General features: G+C 63.1%; 21 protein-coding genes. 8 read left to right on the top strand and 13 right to left on the bottom strand.

Annotated features, from left to right (window positions below):
- The first annotated feature begins 57 nt into the window (after positions 1–57).
- Positions 58–933: a phosphatase PAP2 family protein gene (locus tag V5738_RS00360; protein WP_423822405.1), complete on the top strand. Its 876-nt coding sequence runs from the start codon at positions 58–60 to the stop codon at positions 931–933.
- 94 nt (positions 934–1027) lie between these two features.
- Here the strand turns inward: V5738_RS00360 and V5738_RS00355 are convergent, their stop codons facing one another.
- Positions 1028–2824: a monovalent cation:proton antiporter-2 (CPA2) family protein gene (locus V5738_RS00355; protein WP_423822404.1), complete on the bottom strand. Its 1797-nt coding sequence runs from the start codon at positions 2822–2824 to the stop codon at positions 1028–1030.
- Positions 2825–3074: 250 nt separating this feature from the next.
- On the opposite strand from V5738_RS00355, the gene V5738_RS00350 reads away from it, so the two are divergent.
- The 3 genes from V5738_RS00350 (at position 3075) to V5738_RS00340 (ending at position 6522) form a co-directional block, all read left to right on the top strand.
- The gene (locus V5738_RS00350) at positions 3075–4355 is read left to right on the top strand and encodes an aminotransferase class III-fold pyridoxal phosphate-dependent enzyme (RefSeq protein WP_423824214.1); all 1281 of its coding nucleotides are present in this window, start codon (positions 3075–3077) and stop codon (positions 4353–4355) included.
- Positions 4356–4975: 620 nt separating this feature from the next.
- On the top strand, positions 4976–6061 hold the full coding sequence (locus tag V5738_RS00345; protein WP_423822403.1) for a diguanylate cyclase: 1086 nt from the start codon (positions 4976–4978) through the stop codon (positions 6059–6061).
- Positions 6062–6135: 74 nt separating this feature from the next.
- The gene (locus V5738_RS00340; RefSeq protein WP_423822402.1) at positions 6136–6522 is read left to right on the top strand and encodes a hypothetical protein; all 387 of its coding nucleotides are present in this window, start codon (positions 6136–6138) and stop codon (positions 6520–6522) included.
- 108 nt (positions 6523–6630) lie between these two features.
- Here the strand turns inward: V5738_RS00340 and V5738_RS00335 are convergent, their stop codons facing one another.
- The 12 genes from V5738_RS00335 to V5738_RS00280 form a co-directional block, all read right to left on the bottom strand.
- Positions 6631–8043, bottom strand: a complete 1413-nt coding sequence (locus V5738_RS00335; protein ID WP_423822401.1) for an NAD(P)/FAD-dependent oxidoreductase — start codon at positions 8041–8043, stop codon at positions 6631–6633.
- A gap of 211 nt (positions 8044–8254) precedes the next feature.
- Complete coding sequence (locus V5738_RS00330) at positions 8255–9580, bottom strand: NAD(P)/FAD-dependent oxidoreductase (RefSeq protein WP_423822400.1); 1326 nt, start codon at positions 9578–9580, stop codon at positions 8255–8257.
- On the bottom strand, positions 9543–10574 hold the full coding sequence (locus tag V5738_RS00325) for a histone deacetylase family protein (RefSeq protein ID WP_423822399.1): 1032 nt from the start codon (positions 10572–10574) through the stop codon (positions 9543–9545). Before V5738_RS00325 ends, V5738_RS00330 begins: the two co-directional genes overlap by 38 nt.
- A gap of 21 nt (positions 10575–10595) precedes the next feature.
- Entirely contained in the window at positions 10596–11687 is a 1092-nt protein-coding gene (locus V5738_RS00320) for an ABC transporter substrate-binding protein (RefSeq protein ID WP_423822398.1), read from the bottom strand.
- A gap of 204 nt (positions 11688–11891) precedes the next feature.
- The gene (locus V5738_RS00315) at positions 11892–13256 is read right to left on the bottom strand and encodes a glutamine synthetase family protein (protein ID WP_423822397.1); all 1365 of its coding nucleotides are present in this window, start codon (positions 13254–13256) and stop codon (positions 11892–11894) included.
- A gap of 52 nt (positions 13257–13308) precedes the next feature.
- On the bottom strand, positions 13309–14382 hold the full coding sequence (locus V5738_RS00310; protein WP_423822396.1) for an ABC transporter substrate-binding protein: 1074 nt from the start codon (positions 14380–14382) through the stop codon (positions 13309–13311).
- Positions 14383–14420: 38 nt separating this feature from the next.
- Positions 14421–15509 carry an ABC transporter substrate-binding protein gene (locus tag V5738_RS00305; protein ID WP_423822395.1) on the bottom strand — a complete coding sequence of 363 codons (1089 nt, stop codon included), beginning with the start codon at positions 15507–15509 and terminating at the stop codon, positions 14421–14423.
- A 51-nt stretch (positions 15510–15560) separates the two neighbouring features.
- On the bottom strand, positions 15561–16628 hold the full coding sequence (locus V5738_RS00300; RefSeq protein ID WP_423822394.1) for an ABC transporter substrate-binding protein: 1068 nt from the start codon (positions 16626–16628) through the stop codon (positions 15561–15563).
- Between the two features lie 34 nt (positions 16629–16662).
- Entirely contained in the window at positions 16663–17475 is an 813-nt protein-coding gene (locus V5738_RS00295) for an ABC transporter permease (RefSeq protein ID WP_423822393.1), read from the bottom strand.
- Positions 17472–18425, bottom strand: coding sequence for an ABC transporter permease (locus V5738_RS00290; protein WP_423822392.1), 954 nt, complete (start codon positions 18423–18425; stop codon positions 17472–17474). Before V5738_RS00290 ends, V5738_RS00295 begins: the two co-directional genes overlap by 4 nt.
- Positions 18418–19533 carry an ABC transporter ATP-binding protein gene (locus V5738_RS00285; RefSeq protein WP_423822391.1) on the bottom strand — a complete coding sequence of 372 codons (1116 nt, stop codon included), beginning with the start codon at positions 19531–19533 and terminating at the stop codon, positions 18418–18420. Before V5738_RS00285 ends, V5738_RS00290 begins: the two co-directional genes overlap by 8 nt.
- A 10-nt stretch (positions 19534–19543) precedes the next feature.
- The gene (locus V5738_RS00280; protein ID WP_423822390.1) at positions 19544–20836 is read right to left on the bottom strand and encodes an NAD(P)/FAD-dependent oxidoreductase; all 1293 of its coding nucleotides are present in this window, start codon (positions 20834–20836) and stop codon (positions 19544–19546) included.
- A 792-nt stretch (positions 20837–21628) separates the two neighbouring features.
- On the opposite strand from V5738_RS00280, the gene V5738_RS00275 reads away from it, so the two are divergent.
- The 4 genes from V5738_RS00275 (at position 21629) to V5738_RS00260 (ending at position 25371) form a co-directional block, all read left to right on the top strand.
- Entirely contained in the window at positions 21629–21934 is a 306-nt protein-coding gene (locus V5738_RS00275; protein WP_423822389.1) for a DUF3301 domain-containing protein, read from the top strand.
- Between the two features lie 166 nt (positions 21935–22100).
- Positions 22101–22598, top strand: coding sequence for an acyl-CoA thioesterase (locus V5738_RS00270; protein WP_423824213.1), 498 nt, complete (start codon positions 22101–22103; stop codon positions 22596–22598).
- Positions 22599–22682: 84 nt separating this feature from the next.
- Positions 22683–24299: a glucan biosynthesis protein gene (locus V5738_RS00265; RefSeq protein WP_423822388.1), complete on the top strand. Its 1617-nt coding sequence runs from the start codon at positions 22683–22685 to the stop codon at positions 24297–24299.
- Positions 24300–24348: 49 nt separating this feature from the next.
- On the top strand, positions 24349–25371 hold the full coding sequence (locus V5738_RS00260; RefSeq protein ID WP_423822387.1) for a DUF4105 domain-containing protein: 1023 nt from the start codon (positions 24349–24351) through the stop codon (positions 25369–25371).
- Positions 25372–25412: the final 41 nt, after the last annotated feature.

Genomic DNA, 25412 nt, shown 5'->3' with positions numbered 1-25412 from the left:
CGGTTACGCACGCGGGATCCGTATACTGGTCCGCTCACTGAGCGAAGCGAGTTGCCCGTGAACGATCCACTGTCCTTTTGGTGGCTGACCCTGTTGATCGTCGGAGCCTTGTTTATCGGCCGCTTACTGGCCGGTCTCATTTGGCGTTTTGCCTGCTGGATCACGCCACAGACCGGCCGGATTGCATTGCATTCGGCGCGTCGTGTGCCCGGTCGACAACGTTTGGTCGACACCGTGGTGGCCCGTTTCCCACGCACCTGCAGCTGGCTGGCCGCGCGTTTTGCGACCGATCGCTTCACCGGCCTGCCGTTGAGCCTGATCGTACTGTTGGCGGCCTATCTGGTTTCGTTGGGCAGCGATCTGGCCGAAGATGTGATCGAAGGCGAACAGATCGTGACCATGGATCGTCAGATCAACGCGGCGCTGGCGCCGATACGCAACGACGAGTTGTTGCATGTGTTCGCCAAGATCACGCATCTGGCCGACATCATGACCCTACTCGCGGTCGTGCTGGTCTCGGCGGCGTTTCTATGGTCCGACCGTCGACATCGCTTCATCCCTGGGCTGATGCTGACCGTGCTCGGCTCCCAGGCGCTGACCTATGTCGGCAAATACGCTATCGATCGCGATCGGCCCGACTTTCTGACATTTGCCAGTGCCGTAACGCCGTCGTTTCCCAGCGGCCATGCCACGGGCGCCATGGCGGTCTATGGCTTCATCGCCTATGCCATCGGCCGCAACCTGACCAGTCCGGCGCTGCGTTTCGAACTCGGCTACTGGGCAAGCGCGCTGATCGCGACCATCGCCTTCAGCCGTATGCTGTTGTCGGTACATTACGCCAGCGACGTGGCCGCCGGCTTGCTGGTCGGTGCCTTTTGGCTACTGGCCGGCTTCGCGCTGACCGAATACCTCAATCAGCGAGCCCGCCACTAGCGACGGGTCGAGACCCGCATAGCAGCCGATCACGGGTGGGACGCCACAGCCGCGAGCGAGCAGCGCGCCGGGCCAGACCGGCGCGCTACAGAGCCTAGCGCGATTCGTCGGAAGCCGTCTCGACGACGTCGCGCTCGAACAGTTGTTCGAGTTCCGCAGCGCCCTCGCGGGCCCGCCGGGCCAGCCGCTCCTCGTCGTCGGCGATCTTGTAGTGCTCGGCCAGCTGGGCCTGGTCGTGGGCCCGAAAGGTCTTCTGGGCGCGTTCGATTTCCTCGCGCCGAATCCCCAGCGCGCGCATGGTGTCGCCGGCCAGGGCGACGCTGGATAGAAAGGTATCGCGCTGGAACACCTCTACCCCCAGATCCATCAGCTGATAGGCATGCCGACGATCCCGGGCCCGAGCCACGATCTTCAGATGCGGGAAGTGCGTCTGCACCATGTGCACGGTGCGCAGCGAGACCTCGACACTGGCGATCGCCAGCACCAAGACCCGGGCTTCCTCGGCCCGAGCGGCACGCAGCATCTCGACCCGCGAGGCATCGCCGTAATAGACCCTGGCCCCGAAGCGCCGCACGAAATCGACTTGATCGGGGTTGGCCTCGAGGGCGACAAAGCCGATGCGCTTGGCCCGCAGCATACGGGCAACGATACCCCCCACGCGTCCGAAGCCGGCGATGATCACCGGGTGTTCGGATTCGGCCGGAGTATCGTAATCGGGCGTTTTATCCTCGGCACGATGACGTCGGTTGAACCAAGCCACGCCCTGGACGGCAAACGGCGTGAGCATCATCGACAACGTCACGGTCGCCACCAGCAAATCGGCTTCGGCCTGTACAAACAGATGCCCGGCCACAGCCGTGGACAGGATTACGAAGGCGAATTCGCCGCCCTGGCCCAAATAGGCCGCCAGATTGCGTGAGGCCGCCCGGTCGAGGCCGTGGCGACGAGCCAGTAAATATAGAATCGCGCCCTTGATCGCGAACAATCCCAGGGTCAAGACCAACAGATACAACGGCTGCGAGGCGAACAGGCCGAGATTGATCGACATGCCCACGGCGATAAAAAACAGCCCCAGCAGCAGATCCTTGAACGGATCGACATTGGCCTCGAGCTCGTGGCGATATTCCGAGTCGGCCAGCAGCACGCCGGCCACGAACGCACCCAGCGCCACCGAGATGCCGGTCGCCTCCATGATCGCGGCCGTACCGACCACGATCAGCAGGGTCATGGCGATGAAGATCTCCTGCATGCGCGTGGCCGCGACGATCCGCAGTACCGGCTTGAGGACATAGTGCCCGCCGACGACCAGGCCGCCGATCACGGCTGCCACCTTGAGCGTCTTTTCGATCCCGCCGAGCAGCGATACCTCGGTATTACCCACCGATAACAGCGGCAACAGCGCCAGAAGCGGTATTACGGCCAGGTCCTGAAACAACAGAATGGCAAAGGAGGAGCGTCCGTGGCGCGAGGTGAGCTCACCGCGCTCGCCGAGCATCTGCAGGGCAAAGGCGGTCGATGACAACGCCAGGGCAAACCCAGCCACGGCCGCCGGCGCCAGCGGCATATGGATGCCCCAGGCGATCAGCAACGATAATACGAGTCCGGTAGCCAAAACCTGCAGCCCGCCGAGCCCGATGATGGTCTTGCGCAGCGCCCAGAGCCGCCGCGGCTGCATCTCCAATCCGATGATGAATAGCAGGAATACCACGCCGAACTCGGCCAGGTGCAGGACTTCCTCGACCTGGCCGATCAGACCGAATCCCCACGGGCCGATCACCACGCCGGCCAGCAGATAGCCCAATACCGAGCCCAGCTTCAATTTCTGGGCGATCGGTACCGAGATCACGGCGGCAGCGAGAAAGATCACCACTTCGACAAGCGAGACGTCCAATCTCTGGTCTCCTGATACGGGCCGGACACCAGCCCAGCTTAGAAGGCTCGCGGCGCGCATGCGAGCCTGGGGTTGCACCGCGCGGCCGGGCCGTCGTCAAATGGTCTAAAAGAACGCGCCCGATTATTTCCCAACTCTGCCTGCACCGGTGACCCCCATGGCCAGCCAGCCCAGTTTCGACTCCTCCGTTGCTTCCGATCTGCGTTCGCGTGCCGAGGCGCTCGGCAACGCCGATCTCGAAGCCTTCTGGATGCCGTTCACGTCCAACCGCGAATTCAAGGCTGCGCGCCGGATGCTGGTGGGCGCCTCGGGCTGCTACTACACCGCCGAAGACGGCTCCAAGAAATACGACACCCTGTCCGGCCTGTGGTGCGCCAGCTTCGGCCACGGTCGACCCGAGATCGCCGACGCGATCGCTCGTACCGCCGGCCAGCTCGATTATGTGCCGCCGTTTCAGTACGCGCACCCCCTGGGGTTTGAACTGGCCAACCGGGTCAAACAGTTTACCCCGGCCGGGCTCGACCATATCTTCTTTACCAACTCGGGCTCGGAATCGGCCGACACCGCGATCAAGATCGCCAAAGGCTACTGGGCCCGTCGCGGCCGGCCGGAGAAAAACCGCCTGATCGGGCGCGTGAAGGGCTATCACGGTGTCAACATCGGCGGTACCAGCGTGGGCGGAATCGAGCCCAATCGGACCGGCTTCAACGATATGATGCCGACCGGCCATCTGCCGCATACCCTGCTCGAAGACAATCGTTTTTCGCGCGGCTGCCCCGAGCACGGCGCCGACCTGGCCGATGCCCTCGAGCAACAGATTCTCGATGCCGGCGCCGAGACCGTGGCCGCAGTGATGGTCGAACCGATGAGTGGCTCAGCCGGGGTGATCGTACCGCCGCAGGGGTATCTGAAGCGCTTGGCTGCAATCTGTGCCCAACACGATGTCCTGCTGATTTTCGACGAAGTCCTGACCGGCTTCGGCCGCCTGGGGGCAACCTTCGGCGCTGAGTTATTCGGCGTCACCCCGGACATCCTGACTATGGCCAAGAACATCACCAATGGCGCTGTACCGATGGGCGCGGTGGCCGTCACCGATGCCATCCACGATGCCTTCATGGAGACCTCGCCGCTGGACTACGACGTGGAATTCCGCCACGGCTATACCTACTCGGCCCATCCGCTGGCCTGTGCTGCCGGGCTGGCCGCACTCGATGTGATGGAGCGCGATGGCCTGGTCGCGCGCGCCGCCGAACTGGCGCCCTATTTTGAGGACCAGCTGCACAATCTCAAAGGGCTGAAACACGTTGTGGATATCCGCAATCTAGGCCTGGCTGGCGCCCTGCAGATCGAAGCCCTGCCCGGCGAACCCGGCAAGCGGCCTTGGCAGATCGCCCTGGCCGCCTGGGAACGCGGTCTGTATGTCCGCTTCGGTGGCGATACGGTCCAGCTTGGCCCGCCCTTCATCGCCGAAAAAGCCGATATCGACCATATCTGCAACGTGCTCAGCGATATCATTCCGACTGTCGACTAACCCGCAAGCTCAGAGGCGACCCACAACAACGGCGTGCCCAAGCGGCAGCGCAAGCAGGCGCTGCTGCTTGGGCAGTCGACCCGTTTTGCGAGATATGCGGAAACCCGCGGTAACCCTTGCCCCGCCGCGGTATCGGGACCAAACGAGGCATCGGCCCGGGGCCCTGGCCATCCAGGCGGGGGCCTGGGAAAATTTGGCGTCTGCTGCGTGACACTGTACCCGCAGCGCCAGCCAGACGTCGTATCGTCGCTCAGCGAGCGCCCGGCCGGGGCGCCGTGCGGCATCAATCCAGGTATCCGGAGTGTTGGGCGTTGGCGCCATCGCGCTACGGTGATTTTCACCTTGTAGCCCAGTATTGGCCGAGCGCGCCCAGTACTCGCATAAAAATCGCAATAGCCTCTAGCATCGTGGCTGTATTCGGCGCATGCTTTAGCGGCAGGGCCAACCCCGGCCATACATAGGCGGCTGTGTTCGCACGACCGGCTATTTATTACGGCCCATAAAAAACGATAAAACCGGCGTTCGGCTACCCAAACCAACGAATGACTTCGAGTAGATCGCACAGTACCGAACGACTCATCGCATGCATTTACGGTGCGGCTGACACCCCCGAACAGCGTATGCATCTGACGTTTCTGTTCTTTGCTTCATGGGGCTGTTATTTCAGTGCGGCCTTCAATGCCGTAGCCGGCATCACCGATGCGCTGTTCGTACTGATTTTAGCGGCCGTCGGCCTGGTGACGACCGGTTTGTGGTTACGGGCCCGCCATACCCAGCGCCCGCATGGCATGGCCGCTCTATTTTGCCTGTTGATCCTGTTCGTGATCCTGCCGCTGAACTGGTTCTACAACCAAGGCGCCACCGGCCCAACGCTGATGCTGTTCGTGCTGCTGGCGGCCTATGCGCTGGGTGCGATCGTGCTCAATCCCTGGCAACGCTTCGGCCTGATCAGCAGCTTCCTGGTCGTGCCCACGATGCTGCTGTTCGCAGGTTATCGTCACCCCGAATGGATCCCGGCCTATAGTGGGCCAGAACAACGCCTGCTCGATCTGTCGGTGAGTTACTACATCACGATTGCGATGCTAGTCATCCTGATGCGCGGCTATTTCCAGCGCTTCGAAAACGAGCATCGTCGTACCCGGGATACTGCGCGGCGCGACAGCCTGACCGGGCTACTCAACCACGGCGCTTTCCACGAGGTTCTACAGCAGTACGGGCAGCAGCGGCCACCCCAGGCCAGCCATGCGATCCTGCTGCTCTACGATCTGGATCATTTTAAGCAGGTCAACGATCAGCACGGCCATGCCTATGGCGATCAAGTGCTGCGCCACTTCTCGCATCTGTTGCGCGCAGCCGCCGAACGATACGACGGCGTTTCGGGCCGACTGGGCGGCGAAGAATTCAGCATATTTCTGCCGCAAGGCAGCCGGGCCGACGTCTTGGCTCTGGATGCCGTACTGCGCGACCACTGCCAGGACCAGCCCCTGGCCCATGGCGACATCCGCTTCAGCGGCGGCGCCGCCTTTGACAATACCGCCCCGTTTTCCGTCGACGAATGGTTCGGGCGCTCCGATCGCGCGCTTTATCAGGCCAAGCACAATGGCCGCAACCACCTACTGGTCGACGGCGAACCGGTGCCGACGACGACCGCCGATGCGGCTGCCGAGTTCTCTTCATATTGCCGCAATCGCGCCGTGCGCCGATAATACGTTCGTTGAACATCACAGCGGCGGCGGCCACCGCATTCGATTGGCCGCCCGATCGCCCTGGGAGACTATTCGTGCCGACTTCGAGTTCCTACCCTGCCTATCACGGTGGATTGCTCTTACTCGCAGCCGCCTTCGCTGCGGTCATTACTGCCGCCATCGATACCGTGTCGACCGGCAATGCAATCGCCTTCACACTCGGCACCTATCTGGTGCTGGGCTCGACTGCGGTTCTGCTGATCCTGGCGATGCTGCTCGTGGCTTCCGGCGTCGGTCGCTTCGTGCGCGGCCTACTGTTCACGTTGATTTTCATCGACCTGTTGGCCACCGGGCTAGCGGCCTATTTCCTGACCGCTCACCTGCTGCTCGCCTTCGTCGCGCTCGGCCTGCTCGGCTGGGCGGTTCATCTGTTTATCGATCCGCCGCTGTATACGGCGCCTAGGGCCAAGGTCAGTAGCTAAGCGCTGTGGCCGCCGAGCCTTGCTGTGCCCCGGGCCGGTCTCGCCCGGGGCGACCAGTCTTGGGCGCATCGACGCTCCCGGCATCGGCCGCCGTACGGCGGCCGATTGTTACTCGATGATCGAGGCAAACCCGTCGTTGGCTCGCATTACTGCATGCGTGAGCGCGTTATCGTGGCCGCGCCGTAGGAGCGATTCCTCGGCGCTGTAGGATGCCGCGATGGTCTGGGCACTCAGCCAGCGCAGCGGCTCCGGCTCCCATCGCGCCAGTACATCGTCGGCTACAGCGTTTGGATGGGCCCAGGGCGCCCGTGTGCGTGGCGTATCCTCGCCGGTCAGCAACTCGGCGGTGGTACGCCCCAACAGATGCGAGGCTGCGACCCCCTCGCCGGCATAGCCGCCGGCCGTGGCCAAGCCGGTACGGTGATCGACGATCGCATGCGGACGAAAACGTCGTGACAAGCCTAGCGAGCCGCCCCAGCCGTGGGTCACCGCCACATCTGTAGGCAGCCCGGGTAGCAGATCGAGTAGCAAGCGACGGCGCATCTCGGCTTCGTCCGGCGTAATAGCCTGATCGTGCTTCGGTGCACCGCCGAGCGGATAGGCGCCGCGGGCGCCGAATACCAACCGACCGTCGTGGCTGCGATGGCCATAGTTGATCACCCGGCTGGCATCGCAGAACGTCGGCCGGTCGGCCAGACCAATACGTTCCCACACGGCCTCGGACAGTGGCTCGGTGGCAATCACCAGGCTGCGCACCGATAATACGCGTCGGCCGAGCCCGGCCAGGTCCGCGCTATAGCCTTCGGTCGCCTGCACGATATGCCGCGCGCTGAACTGGGCCCCTTGTTCAGTGATCGCCTGATGCGGGGCGAGATAGCGCACCCGACTGTGCTCATAGATCGCCACGCCCCGACGTTCCACTGCGCGGGCCAGACCGCGTACCAGCTTCATCGGATGCACGGTCGCGGTATGCCGAAAGAACAGGCCGCCGTAACCATTACGAAACCGGGCGCGTTCGGCCAGGGCGGCAGCATCCAGCCAGAGACAGTCGTCGGCGTGGTGGCCCAGCTCGATCAGCGCCTCGCGGTGTGCTTTCTGGATCGCGACCTGCTGTGGATAGCGCGCCGCAGCATCCAGCGTACCGCCTTTGTGGAATTCGGCCTCGATAGCCTCGCGCGCCAGGACACGGCCGATTTGGTCGACATTGTCGGCCAGCTGGGCACAGACCGCACGCCGCTCGGCCCGCGCCTGATCGCTCAGCAATCGCTCGAGGCCGGCCAGGTTGCCGATCGCCCAGCCGCCGTTGCGGCCCGAGGCGCCATGACCGACGGTTTCGGCCTCGACGACCGCGATCGCCAGGCCGGGATTGTGCTCGGCCAGATAATAGGCAGTCCACAGACCAGTGAAGCCCGCCCCGACGATCAGCACGTCGACGTCGTGGCGGCCACCGGCTGCCGGGCGGCTCGCCCCCAGCTCGGCACTGTCGACCCAGTAGTTGGCCGCGGCATCGGATCGATTCATACGCTGGTGCCTCCAGGGCCCGTTGTCATTTCTTGGCGCTCCGTGCCAGGCCTGCTTGGCCGACCGAACGAAGATAGCGCGAGTGCAGACCGACAATCCTCGGCCCGAAGGGCTGCGCCGGCCGGTCTCGCGATAGGCCAGGCTCGACGACTCGCGCCTGGCCAGACACGATGGGCGGTCTTCCAGCGTCCATACGAAGCATCAACAGGCCCTAGCGAATGGTTTCGAGCAGGCGATACCAGGTCATGCCCAGCGCCAGCAGAGTATTGCCGAACCGCTCGCCGAACGGCACCCGCCCATGTTCGAGCCCAGCAAAGGCATCGAAGGTGGTCGCCTGGCCGTGGATCGCCTCGGCGAGTACGCGGGCCACGATGTGCGAGGTCGCGATGCCGTGGCCAGAATAACCCTGGGCGTAGTAGACGTTGTCGGCCAGCCGGCCGAGCATCGGCATGCGGTTGGGCACGATCCCGGCCATGCCCTGCCACTGGTAATCGATGTCCACGCCAGCCAGCGCCGGAAAGGTGGCTTCCAGGCGCGGGCGCAGATAGGCCGCAATATCCGACGACTCGCGCCCCGAATAATTCGCCCCGCCGCCGAACAGCAGCCGCCGATCAGCGGTCAGGCGATAATAATCGAGTACGAAACGGGTATCGTAGACTGCCAGATCCTCGGGGTTGATCTGGCCGGCCAGCTCGCCGAGCGGCGCGGTGGCGACGATGCCGAGCGCGGCCGGGAACAGCTTGCCGGTCAGTTCCGGCCGGCCCAGGCGATGATAGGCCCCGCCGGCCAGTACCACATTGTCGGCCGTGATCACGCCGCCGTCGGTGACCACGCGCGGCGTCGCACCGTGCTCGATATCGAGCACCCGCGTGGCCTCGAAGATCGCGGCGCCCTGGCTGGCCGCGGCCCGAGCTTGGCCGCGCACTAGGTTGAGCGGGTGCAAATGCAGATTGGCATCGTTGCGCAGAGCACCGTGGTAGAGCGGCGTATCCAACAGTTCGCGCAGCGCATCGCGCTCGACCCAGCGTACCTGGTCGCCCATGCCACGCTCGCGGGCAGCGTCCAGGTCGGCCTTGAGGGCTGCGACATGGCCGGGCTTCCAGGCCGCCTGTAGATGGCCGTGCTTGAGGTCGCAGGCGATGCCGTAGCGGGCCACCCGCTGTTCGATGATGCGCTGGCCGCGCCAGCGCAGATCCCAGACGAAGGCCGCCGGGTCGCCACCGGGCACGTCGCGCAGATGCTTTTTCAACCCGGCTTCGCCGGACAGGCTGCCGGTGACCTGGCCACCGTTGCGGCCCGAAGCGCCCCAGCCGATCCGCTGCGCTTCGATCAGGGCGACCGTATAGCCCCGCTCGACCAGCTCCAGAGCGCTCGCTACGCCGGTAAACCCCCCGCCGATCACGGCGACATCGACGCGCCGATTGCCGGCCAGCGGCCCATAGCCACCACCTTCGGCGAGCGAGGCCGCGTAATAGGAATCGGGATAGGTCGCCCGCGCCTCAGGCACGATCGAACCCGGCCAGCACGTTGACGGCATTGATGCCGATCTCATCGACGGCATAGCCGCCTTCCATGAGAAACAGCGTTGGCCGTTGCAGGCCGGCCAAACACCGGCCGTAGTCGCTAAAGTCGTCGCTGGCCAGGCGGAAGCTGCCGATCGGATCCTCGGCGAAGGTATCTACGCCGAGCGAGACGATCACCAGATCCGGGTCGTAGTCGTCGATACCAGCCATGGCCGTGTCCAGCTCGGCGCGCCAGGTGGCGTAATCGGCCCCTGGCGGCAGCGGATGGTTACGGTTGGCGCCCTCGCCGGCGCCAGTGCCGACCTCGTCGGCCCGGCCGAGGTAATACGGGAATTCGTCGATCGGATCGCAATGCAGCGAGGTAAACAGCACGTCATCGCGATGATAGAAAATCTGCTGGGTGCCGTTGCCGTGATGGTAGTCGACATCCAGAATCGCGACCCGCGCCGCCCCGGCAGCGCGCGCAGCCTGGGCGGCGATCGCGGCGTTGTTGAAAAAACAGTAGCCGCCATACTGGTCGACCGCAGCATGGTGGCCGGGCGGGCGGCACAGCCCGAAGGCTGGCTCGCCGCTGCTGTGCACGTGATCGAGCGCACTGAGCGCAACATCGACACTGGCCCGGGCAGCCTCCCAGGTACCGGCCTCGATCGCGGTCTCGGCGGCCAAGGCGTAGTAGCCCAGCTTGCCGTCGATATGCCGCGGCACGAAATCGCCCCGGGTGCGCCGCGTCGGCCACACCGTGGCAATGGCTTCGCCGTCATAGCCCGCGGCCTGCCATTCCGACCAGGCCTGTTCGATAAAGCGCACATAGTCGGCATCGTGCACGGCCTCGATCGGCGCACGGCCGTGCGCCTGCGCCGGACACAGTGTGCCGAGGCCCACTTCGCGGATCCGCGCAGCGATCATGTCGACCCGCTCCGGGCATTCCAGCGGCGCCACTAGCCGGCCGCCCGCCAGTTCGCTGGTCGAGCGGCGCATCTGGGTGCGTGGGTCGTAAAACGACAGCATATCGAGCGTCCTAATTGCGGCTCAGCGAGACAGCAGCTGTCCCCAGAGCTGGTTAACAAAGGCCAGATCGTCGCCGGCGATGATCGGCGTGAAATACAGCCGCTGCAGCTCGGCATCGGTCGGGGTGACCGGCGGGCCACTCAGGCTGACCTTGAGCTCGGGCTGAGCCGCGGCATTGGGCGTGGCGTAGTCGTTGCGATTCGAGATCTGGGCACCGATGTCCGCGCGCAGTACGAAGTTAATGAACTGGGCCGCCAGCTTCGGATGCGGCGCCTGTTTAGGAATGACCATGGTGTCGACCCAGAGCTCCGAGCCTTCCTCGGGCACGATGAACTTGATGTGCTCGAATGCCTTCGGGTCCTTGCGGCGATAATGATAAAAATCGCCGTTCCAGGTCACACCGACTGCCACGGTGCCGCGGGCGAGCTGTTGTAGCACCGGGGTGCCGGCCGCAAAACCATTGAAGTTGTCGCGTTGTTTGGTTGCCAACAACAGTTTGGCGGCTTTCGTCCAATGCTTGCGCCCGGTACAGCGATAGCCCGCGCCCTGATAGGCACAGGCCGCGCCCAGCATCATCTGGGCATCGTCGCGCATCGCGAACGGCTGGTTCGGATTGCGTGTGGCATCGAACAGGATCGCCCAGGACTGGGGCGCATTTTTGATTTTTCGGGTGTCGTAGGCCAAGCCGGTATCGCCCCACTGATAGGGCACGGAATAACGGTCCTGCGGATCATAGGCTGGATTACGAAACTTGGGCTTGAGGTTATCCAGATTGGGAATGCGCACGTGGTCCAGCGGCTGGACAAGCCCGGCATCGATCATACGCGGCACATAATAATTCGAGGGAAAGACCACGTCGTACTGACGATCGCCGCCGGCCTGCAGTTTGGCGAACATCTCGGGGTTCGAATTGTAGAAATTGCGTACCACTTTGACGTGGTATTGCTTTTCGAAGGCCGTGATCACCGCCGGGTCCATATAGTCGGCCCAGTTGAACAGATGCAGCGTCGGCCGGGACTCGGCCGCAGCTGCCGGCCCGGCCCCCACCAGCGATAGACCGACCAGGCCGGCCCATAACAGGGCCCAGCACCAACTCCCACGTTTTTTCGACATGACTTCCCCACTAGGTGGCGCGGCCCACGAATTCCCGTGGAGCGTCCAGCGAGCCGGACCGCACCGCTCGCCAGATCATGTTCTAGACTCTGTCGATCATCTCGGTCCGGCTTCTATAGCCCCGCCGGGCATCGCCCGACTGAACCACCGGCGCCCGCCCCCGCCGAGGCGTCGAATGATCCACTCGCCCTGCCCAGCATCGCCTCATACGCGCAGCAGCAGGTATTCGCGCTCCCAGGAGCTGATCACCTTGAAGTGGGCGATTTCCTCGGTACGCTTGACGGCCAAATAGGTCTCGACGAAACGCTTGCCGAGCAGTTCCTTGAGCGGCTCGCAGGCGGCCAGGGCTTCCAGCGCTCGGCCCATATCGGAGGGCAGGCGATGGCCCTTGGCATAGGCTGAATCGGCGACCGGCGAACGCGGTTCGAGTTGTTCGCGAATCCCGAGATAGCCACAGGCCAGGGACGCCGCGATCGCCAGATAGGGATTCACGTCGGCGCCGGCGATCCGGTTTTCGACCCGCTTGCTGCGGCGTCCCGAATGCGGCACCCGTAGGCCGACGGTGCGGTTGTCATAGCCCCATTCGGTGTTGATCGGCGCCGAGGCATTCGACAGATCCGGCATCAGCCGTCGATAACTATTCACGTTCGGCGCCAGTAGCGCCAGGGCCGAGGGCAGATAAGTCTGCAGCCCGGCGATGAATTGATAGAACAGCTTCGTGGGCTGGCCTTCGGCATCGGCGAAAGCGTTCTCGCCGGTCGCGACGTCCACCAGACTCTGGTGGATATGCATGGAGCTGCCCGGCTCGTCGGCCATCGGCTTGGCCATGAAGGTGCCGTACATGCCGTGGGCGAGTGCCACTTCGCGCAGGGTGCGCTTGAATAGGAACGCCTGGTCGGCCAGATCCAGCGGGTCGCCGTGCTCGAAGTTGATCTCCATCTGACCCGAGCCTTCTTCGTGGATCAGGGTATCGATGTCGAGCGCCTCGGCCTCGCAGTAGTCGTACATATCCTCGAACAGCGGGTCGAACTCGTTGACCGCGTCGATGCTGTAGGCACGCCGGGAGATTTCGCGGCGGCCCGAACGGCCGGCTGGCGGCTGCAGCGGATAGTCAGCGTCGGTATTGCGCTGGACCAGATAGAACTCCATTTCCGGCGCGATCACCGGCCGCATGCCGAGTTCTGCATACAGCGACAGTACATGCCGCAGCACATGCCGCGGGCTAACCACCACCGGGTCGCCGTTGAGATAGCTGCATTCGTGGATGATCTGGGCCGTGGGTTCGCGCGCCCAGGGCACCAGCCGGCAAGTCGACAGGTCGGCATCGAGCTGCATATCCAGCTCAGCCGGATCGGCGATCTCCTCGTCGTCCTCTGGATAGTCGCCGGTGGCAGTCTGGATGAAGATGGAGTCGGGCAGCCGCGGGCGTTCACCGTTCAAATAGCGCGCCGCCGGCATGATCTTGCCCTTGGCCTCGCCGGTGATGTCCGGCACCAGACATTCGACCTCGCTGATGCGATTGGTATTGAACCAATCGCGGATCTGCGGATCGCTCGTATCCTCGCTCATAAATCTCCCGAATCTAGGAATCCGGGCCGACGCCGTCGGCCCGGGGCCGTGGTTACCGCGACTGGACTTCGGTCCAGAGTTGCTGGACAAACTGCAGATCGTCGCCTTCGAGGACCGGCGTGAAATGCAGCCGCTTCATCTGCTCGTCGGTCGGCATGATCGGCGGCTCGGTCAGCGCCTTGTCCAGATAGGGCTTGGCTGCCTTGTTCGGGCTGGCGTAGGCGTTCCAGTTCGACAACTCGGCGCCGATCTTGGCCTTCAGGATGAAGTTGATGAACTTATGCGCCAGCTTGGGATGCGGCGCATGGGCCGGGATCGCCATGCTGTCCACCCATAGTTCGGCGCCTTCCTTGGGCACCACGAACTTGATGTTCTTGAAGCCTTCCGGATTTTCGCTCTTATCGAAGGCATAATCGCCGTTATAGGCCATCCCGGCCGCGATGTTGCCGCGGGCCAGCTGCTTGAGTGTTGGCGTGGCATCCTGGAAACCGCTGAAGTTGGCACGCTGCTTGGTCTTGAGGATCAGCTGGGCGGCTTTTTTCCACTTGTCGCGGCCTTCGCAGTTATAGGAATAACCGAGCGAAGCACAGGCCGAGCCGAACATCACCTGGGCATCGGTGCCCATGGCGAAGGGATACTTCGGGTTGGCCTTGGAATCGAACAGGATCGACCAGCTCTCCGGCTGTTCGCCCAATGTCTTTTCGTTATAAGCGATGCCGGTATCGCCCCACTGATAGGCCGCGACATACTCGCCGGAAGGATCGTAGGGCGGTTTTTTGAACCGATCCATGAGGTTGTCGTAGTTCGGCACCTCGCTCTTGTCGAGCTTCTGGATCAGGCCGGTCTTGATCAGCCGCGGCACGTAATAGTTCGACGGCACCACAATGTCGTACTGGGAATCGCCGCCGGCGCGCAGCTTGGCGAACATTTCCGGCTGCGAGTTGTAGTAGCTCTGCACGACCTTGACGTCGTACTTCTTCTCGAACTGTTTGATGATCTCGGGGTTCATGTACTGCGACCAGTTGAAGACATACAACGTGTCGCTGTTGGCCGCGAGCGCCGGGCCGGTAAACGCCGCGAGCGCGGCGGCCGTTACCAGGCCGGTCAGGGTTTTGAGTTTGGTCATGATCGGTCTCGTCCTCGGTCGGTCTGGGTGAGTCATGGCTAGCGCGACTGAACCTCGCTCCAGAGCTGTTGCACGAACTGCAGCTTGTCGCCGGCCAGCGCCGGGGTGTAGTGCAGCTGCTTCATCTGGGCATCGGTCGGCTGGCTCGGCGGGCGCTGAAGCGCCGGTTCGAGATAGGGCTCGGCCGCAGCGTTCGGGCTGGCGTAGTGGGTAAAGGCCGACAGCTGGGCGCCGTTTTTTGCATCCAGAATGAAGTTGATGAACTTGTGAGCCAGCGTCGGATGCGGCGCCTTGTCGGTGATCGCCATGGTATCGACCCATAGCTCGGCGCCTTCGGCGGGCACGACGAACTTCATGTTCTTGAATGTCTCGGGGTTATCGGCCTTGTACTGAAGATAGTCACCGTTGAAGCTGACCCCGGCAGCGATATTGCCGCGGGCGAGCTGGCGCAGTACCGGCGTGCCCCCTTGAAACCCGGAGAAATTGCGCCGCTGCTTGGTTTGTAGCAGCAGCTTGGCTGCCTGCTTCCAGTGCTCGCGGCCCATGCAGTCATAGCCGTGCCCCTGGTAGGCACAGGCGGCCCCCGTCATCACTTGGGCATCGGTACCCAGCGCGAACGGGTATTTCGGGTTCGCCTTGGGATCGAACAAGATCGACCAACTGGCCGGCTGCTCGCCCAGTTTTTCGGTGTTGTAGACGATTCCGGTATCGCCCCACTGATAGGCCGCGGTGTACTGCCCGTTCGGATCGTAGTCGGGCTTTTTGAACCGCGGCATCAGATTGTCGTAGTTCGGAATCTCCGATTTGTCGAGCTTCTGGATCAGGCCGGTGGCGATCAGCCGCGGCACGTAGTAGTTGGAGGCCACGATCACGTCGTACTGGGAATCGCCGCCGGCGCGCAGCTTGGCGAACATTTCCGGGTTGGACTCGTAGAAATCCTGGACCACTTTGACGTGGTATTTGTCTTCGAACGCCTGGATCAGCTTTGGATTCATGTATGACGACCAGTTGAACAGAACCAGCTTGTCGCCGTAGGGCGCAGCCTGGGCCCCGGCAGTCGCTGCCAGCAGACTCGCCAACGCCAACAGGGATCGCTTCAAGCCGGGCCGCCCGATTTTGAAAGTCATGGCAGATATTCTCTTGGAAACGGAATCGCCCATGATGATCGCCGTGCCCGATCAGCGCGACCGGATTTCGGTCCACAGCTGCTGGACGAATTGCAGGTCATCGCCTTGGATGGACGGCGTGAACTGCAGCGTTTTCATCTGCTGTGGGGTTGGGGTAACCGGCGGCTTGGCCAGTATCGGGTCCAGATAGGGCTTGGATGCCTGGTTCGGGGTCGCATAGAAGTTGAAGTTGGACAGCTCGGCGCCGCGCTGGGCATCCAGCACGAAGTTGATGAACTGATTGGCCAGCTTGGGATGCGGTGCATGGGCCGGGATCGCCATGCTGTCTACCCATAGCTCGGCGCCCTGCTTCGGCACCACGAAGGTGGTGTTTTTGAAGGCCTGCGGGTTGTCGTGCTTTTGCGAAATATAGTCGCCGTTATAGGTCATCGCGGCATCGACGGTGCCCCGGGCGATCTGCTTGAGCACCGGCACACCATCGCGAAAGCCGTTGAAGTTGGGCCGCTGCTTGGTCTCGAGCACCTGCTTGGCAGCCTGTTTCCAGTTATCCCGACCCTGGCAGGCATAGTCATGGCCCTGATAGGCACAGGCAGCGCCGAGCACCACTTGGGCATCGGTCATCACCGCGAACGGATATTCGGCATTGTTCTGGGCATCGAACAGAATCGACCAGCTGGCCGGCTGCTCGCCCAGTTTGTCGGTGTTGTAGACGATGCCGGTATCGCCCCATTGATAGGCCGCGACATACTCGCCGGTCGGGTCGTAGGGCGGCTTTTTGAAGCGCTCCATCAGATTGTCGAAATTGGGGATCGCGCGTTTGTCGAGCTTCTGGATCAGCCCGGTGGCGATCAGCCGCGGCACATAGTAGTTGGACGGAAAGATCACGTCGTACTGGGCATCACCGCCGGCTCGCAGCTTGGCGAACAGCTCGGGGTTCGAGTGATAGAAGTTGCGTACGATCTCGACGTCGTACTGGTCCTCGAAGGCCTCAAGGATCTTCGGACTCATATACTGCGACCAGTTGTATAGATACAGCTTCTTGGCCGGGGCCCCTACGGCCGGGCCAGCGCTCAGTACCGCCAGCAGGCCCAGCCCCAACAAACGTCGAACAATGTTCATACATTTATCCCCATCGAAAGATCACGAACGCCCTCTAGGCATCGCTGGAGCGCGCCGCGCGGACGTACTGAAAAGCCAGCGCGACCGCGGCAGCCGCAAACACCACCCCGATCATCAGCGTGGCAATAGCGTTGACCTCGGGCGTGATGCCTTTTTTGATCGCACTCCAGATGAAGATCGGCAGCGTGGTGCTCTCCGGCCCGGAGGTGAAGAAACTGATCACGAAGTCGTCGATCGACAGCGTGAAGGCCAGAAAGAACGCCGACACGATCGCCGGACGCAGGGTCGGCAGGATGAAATACCAGGCCCGCTGCCAGCCGTTGGCATACAGATCGTGACAGGCCTCGAACAGCTTGGCGTCCAACCCGACCAGGCGGGAATAGACCAGCAGGGCCACGAATGGCACCTGAAAGCTCACATGAGCGATAACCATCGTGCCCAGCCCCAGCTCGAACAGGCCGAGCGCGTTGCTGATCGAGGTAAAAAAGCTCATCTGCGAAATACCGTAGACGATGTCCGGCATCACGATCGGCAGATACACCAGCCAGATCAGCCAGCCAAGCCGGCGGTGGCGATAGGTGTACATGCCATAGCCGAGCAGGGTGCCGATCACGGTCGCGATCACCGACGAGCTCAGCGCCAGCGTCACACTGTTATAGAAGGCATTCAGAATCGTCTGGTTGCTAAACAGACTGATGTACCAGCGCAGCGATACGCCGGCGAACACCGCCGAGGAGTTGATGCTGTTGAACGAATACAGCGCCACCACGGCCAGCGGCGCATACAAAAAGAACAGCATCACGTACCAGAACGTACGCAGGCCTCGATTGAAACCGCGGGAACTCATAGCACCACCTGCGAATCACCGCCGAGCTTCTTGCCAAGCCGACGCAGCACCAGCAACCCGGCCAGTGTGGCCACGATCATGATCAACGCCCCGGCCGCGCCCAACGGCCAGTTCGAGGCGGCCGAGAACTGTCGGGCCACCAGGTTGCCCAGCATCATCGACTTGCCGCCGCCCAGCAGCTCGGGAATCACGTACATGCCAAACGCCGGGATCGACACCAGCACGGTGCCGGCCAAAAGCCCCGGCAGGGTCTGGGGCAGCACGGCATGGATGAAGGTGCGGATCGGGCCCGCGCGCAGATCCCGGGCGGCATCGATCTGGGCATGGTCGAGCTTTTCGAACACCGCATACAACGGCAGCACCATGAACGGCAGAAAGTTGTAGACCAGCCCGATCACCACTGCGAACTTGGAGGGAAACAGCCCCATCTGAGGCGGAATCAAACCCAATGAAGCTGCGAAATTGCTCACCGGGGCGCCGGGCGACAGGATATTCATCCAGCCGATGGCCCGAATCACCTGATTGGTCCAGGACGGCACCACTACCAGCAACAGCATCAACGGCCGCAGCCGGGCCGGCGCGGTGGTGATGTAATAGGCGATCGGATAAGCCATCAGGATCACTAGACCGGTCGACAGCACGGTCTGCCAGATGGAGCGGATCAAGGTATAGAGATTACCCGGCGACCAACCCAGAAAACCGAAGCCGGCCAGCTGCTTGAACGCCTCTAGGGTGAGCGGCATCTGCGGCAGACCATAGGTGCCGTTGGTCATGAAGGCGATCGTCATCAAATAGGCGCTGGGCAGCACCAAAAAGATGACGATCCACAGCACGCCTGGTGCGATCACCGACAGCAGATGCCCGGTATGGCTGGGCTCGCGACGCTGGGGCGACTCGCTGCCCCGGATCGAGAAGGCGCCCTCGGTTCGGGGCTGGTCGGTTCTAGGCATCGAAGGTCACCACGCCAGAGGTTTCCACGGTAACCGCCACCTCACTGCCGACCTCCATCATCGGCTGACCGATATTGTTGGCGGTGACCACGATCTCGGTGCCATCGCCGACCACGAGCGTATATTCGGCGACATGGCCGCGATAGAGCCGCTCGCGCACGCTCGCGGCGAAAACGTTGGGCGCGCTTTCGGCCTGCTCAGCTGCTGCTACGGTCATGGTTTCGGGCCGAATCAGCACATGGCTGCCGCGCTCGAAATCACCGCTCAAACGGCCGAAGCTGGTTTCTAGGCCTTCGGCATCCTGAGCCTTGATCTCGAACAGATTCTGGTGACCCATAAAACGAGCCACGAACAGGTTCTCGGGGTGCTCATAGGGATCCTGCGGCGGCCCGACCTGCTGGATGCGGCCATCGTCGAGCACTGCCACGCGATCACTCATGACCATCGCTTCCTGCTGGTCGTGGGTGACGAAGATAAACGTCATCCCCAGCCGGCGCTGAATGCGCAGCAGCTCGACCTGCAGCTCGCCGCGCAGCCCGGCATCGAGCGCCGACAGCGGCTCGTCGAGCAGCAGTACGTCGGGCTCGTTGACCAGCGCCCGGGCCAGAGCGATACGCTGGCGCTGGCCGCCGGACAGCTGGTCGACCCGACGGCCGAGCAGTTCATCGATCTTGATGAACTCGGCGGTCTCGGCGACCCGTTTCTTGATTTCGCTCTTGTTGACCCCGCGCATCTTGAGCCCGAAACCAATGTTCTCGGCCACGTTCAGATGATTGAACAAGGCATAGGACTGGAAGACGGTATTCACGTTGCGCTTGTGCGCGGGCACGTCGGTGACCGGTGACCCGCCGATTTCGACCTCGCCGTCGGTGGCGTTTTCCAGCCCGGCGATAATCCGCAGCAGCGTGGTCTTGCCACAGCCGGAAGGCCCCAACAGCGTAAAGAACTCGCCGCCCGGAATATTGAGGTTGATCCCGCGCAGTGCGATCGCATCCGCTGCGAAGCGTTTGGTCACGCCGTGCAGCTGGATGGACGATCCCTGCCGACTGCTGCGCTGATCGACCGTGTCGTCGCCCCCGATCGAGGCTGTCGTTGCCTGCCCTTTCATTTCCGCCCTCTTAAATCAGGTCGCGCATGCGATAGAAGTTGGTGGCCAGCACCAGTAGCGGCGTTCTGAGCCGCTCGCCGCCCGGGAACCGGCGGTGGGTCAGCCGGGAATACAGATCGAAGCGTTCGGCTTGGCCAGCCACTGCGTCGCTGATCAGACGCCCTGCCAGTCCAGCAAGCGCCATGCCATGGCCCGAGTAGCCCTGAGCATAGAATACGTTGTGGCCAATCCGCCCGAATTGCGGCGCGCGGTTGCGGGACACGCCGACCAGCCCGCCCCAGCTGTAGTCGATGCCGATGCCACTCAGCGCCGGAAACAGCCGGCCGAGCTTGTCGGCCATACGCTCGGCGAGCCGACGCGGTGGTTTGTTGCCATAGCTGACCTGGCCGCCGTAAAGCAGCCGCGGCCCCTGCGTTGGCCGGGTCGACAATTGGTAGTAATCGAGCACGAAGTTGGCATCCGAGACGGCATCGTCGGCCGGTAGCGTGTTCTCGACCTGGGCTTCGCTCAACGGCTCAGTGGCGATGATGTAGTTGCCTACCGGCATCAGCTGGCCAGCCAGCTCCGGGGCGACATCCGCAGCCAGATAGGCATTGCCGGCCAGCACCACATAATCGGCCTGCAGCCGGCCATGCGCGGTATGCACCACCGCCGGCTCGCCATGTTCGATGCGGGTGGCCGGCGACTGTTCGTAGATCGTGGCCCCGGCCTGCTGGGCGGCCCGCGCCAGCCCGAGCACATAGTTGAGCGGATGCAAATGCTTGGATTCGGCATCGTACAAGCCGCCGATATAAGCTTCGCAGCGCACCCGCTCATACAGTGCGTCGCGCTCGAGCCAATGCAGCGCCTGGTAGCCATAGACCTCACGCATATGCTCGTATTCGGCCGCGAACGCCTTCATATGGCGTGGTTTGAGTGCCGCATAGACCGCACCGGCGCGTAGATCACAGGGAATAGCGTGTCGTTCGATGCGTTCAGCGGTCAGGCGCACCGCCTCGCGTGACATTTCGAAGGCCTGGCAGGCTGCATCGGTGCCCAGGGCAGTGGCGAACGTCGACATTTCGGTTCCGAAGCCGGTCAGAATCTGACCGCCGGAACGCCCCGAGGCGCCCCAGCCGATCCGATGGGCTTCGAGCACGGCCACCGAGTACCCCCGCTCGGCCAGATCGAGCGCGGTGGCACAGCCGGTCACACCGCCACCCACAATCGCCACGTCTACCCGTCGCGCTTCGGCCAGCGCCGGCGCGGGGTCGAGCGAGACTTGGCGGGAGTCGCGGTAATAACTGTCAACGTAATCGCTCATGAACCCTTTATTTTGTGATCACAAACCAAACATGCCGCATTCCATGGGTCGCTGTCGAATCGCGCCAACAGCGTGCAAATACCAACGATCCGACCGGATCGCTCTGGTACGACCTGGCTACAGCAAACAATAGACCAAGATATAACCGGCCTATCTGGCCGATTGAAGGCGTCCAACCCCCTCATATGACCGCAAATTGCACCAAAAACGAGCAGCAAGATCGTTTTTGTGATCACAAAAGAGTCAGCGCCTGCGCTCTGGGCCTGTTGATGTGGCGTACGAACCGCGCCAAGCGCTCATAGGCATAGGCCCCGAACGGCAAGCCAAACGTAGCGACCGTAGCGTCGTGATTCTATGCACGCGCCCCAACGCTGGATTGTCACCATGCTGGCAATCGCTGGAGGTGGGTCTTTCGAAATCGATTATCGGCACCCGGCGACGCGTTGCGGATCCGGGATGGCACGCGGCATCCGGCAACTCGTGCCTTTGGACACGCTCGGCGCGCGCCAACCTGGCGCTCGCAGGCCATATCGACCGGCCCGGGGCCGGTCGGCGTCAACGCGCACAGTGCGATATTGCTACTGCCCGCGAGCCAGGCTAAACAGCCCGGTGCCGGCGCTCGATACGCTGGCCCTCACCGATTCGCCACCGAAGGACAGGCCTTGCTGGCATGCCGGCAGCCGGCCACCACGCCGCCCTTTCCGGCCGGTACGATGCAAGCCTCGGTTGCCGAACGACACCCGGGGCTTATTCAATAACCGCACTGGCCTTCGACCGAACGATTCACTGCCCATGCTTGATCTTGTGCCCTGGCTTTTACTTCTGGCGGTCATCGCCCTGGTCTGGTGGCGACAGATGGGCGCACGGGCCTTGGCTCGGCGGGCGGCCCAGAAAGCCTGCGCCGAAGCCGAGGTGATCTTTATCGACGAGCTCGCCTTCAAGCGCATCGGGCTGGCCCGCGACGACCATGGCAGCCTGCGCCTGATCCGCCGCTATGGCTTTGAATTTTATCAACGCGGCGATCGGCGGTATGCGGGCACCGTCGAGATGTACGGCCAGCGAGTGCGCCATGTCTATATGGGCCCGCGCCCACTCTAGTGTCGCCGCGCCGTTCGGCTCCCCGGCCGCAAGGCTGCCACACTCGAGCCGCAATCGCCCCGACCGTGGTGCGCTCCGGGCAGCGATCGAGGCGGTTGACCGGGGCAGTCGCGTTGTCCGCGCGAGCCGATTAGACTCAACCGTGAATTCGCAGGCCTTTATCCCGATGTCCGCACACCAGATTACGCTTCGCTTTCTCGCCGAACCCTCCGATGTGAACTTCGGCGGCAATGTATTTGGCGGCAGCGTCATGAAATGGATCGACCATGCCGGCTATAGCTGTGCTGCGAACTGGTCGCACAGCTACTGCGTGACCGCCTATGTCGGCGGCATCCGGTTTCTGAAGCCGATCCGGATCGGCGATCTGGTCGAACTCAAGGCCGAGCTGATGCATACCGGCACCACCAGCATGCATATCTCGGTCAGCGTCTATGCCCGCGACCCGAAATCGGACACCGAACGCTTCACGACCCACTGCATTCTGGTGTTCGTCGCAGTCGACAGCGAAGGCAACCCAAGCCAGGTGCCGACCTTCGTGCCGGAAACTGCCCAGGGCCATCGCCTCAACAACTACGCGCGCAAGATGATCGACCTGCGCAAGAGAATGCAAGACGAGGCCAGCAGCTTCCTCGATGAAATGGAAGCCCAGGCCAATACCGATTGACGATTGTGTACGCCCTGCCGGCATCTCTGGTCTTCGCGCCGTATCTGCCGGTTTTTCGATTGCATGCTCTTTTAAAGGTATTCCATGCAAAGACGCACTCTGCTCAAGGCCTCGCTGGCCCTGACTTCGCTCGGCCTGCCGGCCATACCAGCCTTGGCTGAATCGCCGATCGGTAACGGCCGCGGCCAGCGTTTCTCTTTCGACTGGCTCAAGCGCAAGGCCCAAGGCATGGCTGAGACGGCCTATCAGTCGCCGACCGAGCAGCTGCCGGAAACCCTGACCAGCCTGGCGCCGCTGGACTATCAGAAAATCGAGTACGACTGGCATGACGCGCTCTGGTCGTCGGATCCGAAGGTCGCGCTACGGGTGCATTTCTTCCATGTCGGCATGCATTTCAATACGCCGGTGCGTATGCATGCCGTCGACCCCGAGACCGATCGATCACATCCGATTCCCTTCGCCCCCGGTCTGTTCGACTACGCCGACAGCGGCGTGGATCGCAGCCAGCTCGAAGACCACAACCTCGGTTTCGCCGGCTGGCGCCTGGCCGTGAACCCGGGCGGGCCCTACGTCAACGAGGTGGCCTCGTTTTTGGGGGCGAGCTATTTCCGGGCCATCGATAAGGACAAACAATACGGCCTGTCGGCCCGCGGTCTGGCCATCGATACCGCGATCCCGAGCGGCGAGGAATTCCCGGACTTCATCCAGTTCTGGTTCGTACGCCCCAAGGACGGCTCGCAGCAGGTCACGGTCTATGCGCTGCTCGATTCGCCCAGCGCGACCGGGGCCTATCGTTTCGATATCGACGCCGGCAACGACGAAGGCGTGGTCATGGATATCGACGCCCACGTCTATACCCGCAAGCCGATCAAGCGGCTGGGCATCGCGCCGATGACCAGTATGTATCTCAAGGGCACAGCCCAGGAAACCGCCCGCGATACCATCTCGCCGCTGATGCACGATTCCGATCGGCTGTCGATGTGGCGCGGCAACGGCGAGTGGATCACACGCCCGCTCTATAACCCGCCGAACATTCAGTTCAATACGTTTCTGGACGAAAACCCACGCGGTTTCGGCCTGGTCCAACGTGATCACGAATTCGACGACTATCGCGATCCAGTGACGTGGTACAACCGCCGGCCCAGTCTGTGGCTCGAGCCGCAAAACGACTGGGGCAAGGGCCAGATTGCGCTCATGGAAATGCCCACGGTCGGCGAAACCGTCGACAATATCGTAGCCTTCTGGATTCCACAGGAGCCGATCACCTCCGGCCGCCATCTCAACTATGCCTACCGCCTCTACTGGTGGCGCCGGCCGCCGGTGGCTCCGAGTCTGGCGATCGTCGACAAGACCTGGTCGGGCATGGGCGATGTTCAGGAAGGCTGGATTCCGGGCGACCATTCACCGGAAACCTATGCCCGCCGCTTCGCGGTGGATTTTGTCGGCCCGCCCCTGGACAGCCTGCCCGAGGACGCCGATGTCCAGGTCAACGTGAGCGCCTCTAACGGCAAGATCAGCTATACCGCGACCCATGCGATGGGCCCGATCGACGGCTATCGCGCGGTGTTCGACTGGATGCCCACTAGCGACGACACCACACCGGTAACCCTGCGCGCCTATCTGTCGAACGGCGATCAGGCCCTGTCCGAGACCTGGCTGTACCAGTGGGTGCCGCCGGCCCAGGCCGACCGCCACTACTGATGCCGGCGTTCGGCCTGGAACGGCCCGCCGGCACGACGCGCGCGATCCGGTGACCGCGGCGGCGCTGATCGCCGCCCGGGTCGCTGCCGGGCTACTGGCCATACTCGTGACCGGCTATGGCGCCGGTGCGCTGTGGTTCCGCGGGCCCCAACAACCGCTGGCCCGAGCCGTTCTGATCGGGCTTTGGAGCATAGCCGGCGCCGCGGCGCTGGCCGGTCTGATCCTGCCCCACTGGCTCGGCCCGGCGCTGTTCGCCATGGCCGGGCTGGCCTTCGCGATCTGGTGGTCGCGCATCCAGCCCGCCGCGGACCGCGACTGGGCGCCCGATGTAGCGCGCACCCTGGGTGTGGCCCGCCGGGGCTCTCGGGTTCGGCTGTACAACGTCCGCAATTTCGACTGGCATACCCGCAACGATTTCAGCATTCGCTGGGAGACCCGCGACTACGATCTCGACGATCTGATCGCCGTCGATCTGGTGGCCTCCTATTGGAGCGGGCCTACCATTGCCCATACGTTGGTGTCGTTCGCCTTCGCCGACGGCCGGCATCTGGTGTTCTCGGTCGAAGTCCGGCGCTTGGCCGGCAGCGAATTCTCGGCCGTGGGTGGGCTATTCCGTCAATGCGAGCTGGCGTTGGTGGCCGCCGACGAGCGCGATATCGTCCGCACCCGCAGCAATGCCCGCGGCGAAGACGTCTATCTATATCGCGTCGCCCTGCCGCCGGCCGAAATTCGCGCCCTGTTCGCTGCCTATCTGGATACGGCCGACACGCTCGCCGCCACACCGCGCTTCTACAATACGCTGACCTCGAACTGCACCACCCTGGTCTACGATCTGGTGAAACCGATCGTGCCTGGCCTGCCCTGGAACTGGCGGCTGCTGGCCTCCGGCTATCTGCCGGAATACCTCTATCGGATCGGAGGGCTGGATAGCCGACTGAGCCTGGCCGCTTTGCACCAGCACGGCCATATTAACGAACGCGCACTCGCAGCTGACGCCCACGGCGATGATTTTTCGCAGGCGATTCGTCGCGGCCTGCCAGCCCCGGCCAACAGCGCCCAGCCCCCGCCCTGATCGACGCTCGCCGACACGGTATAGTCATCGGCCAGGGTATG

Source organism: Salinisphaera sp. SPP-AMP-43 (assembly GCF_049568105.1).
In the GTDB taxonomy this organism is placed as follows: domain Bacteria; phylum Pseudomonadota; class Gammaproteobacteria; order Nevskiales; family Salinisphaeraceae; genus Salinisphaera.
The sequence above is the reverse complement of the archived record's forward strand: the minus strand, read 5'-3'. Positions and strand labels throughout refer to the sequence as shown.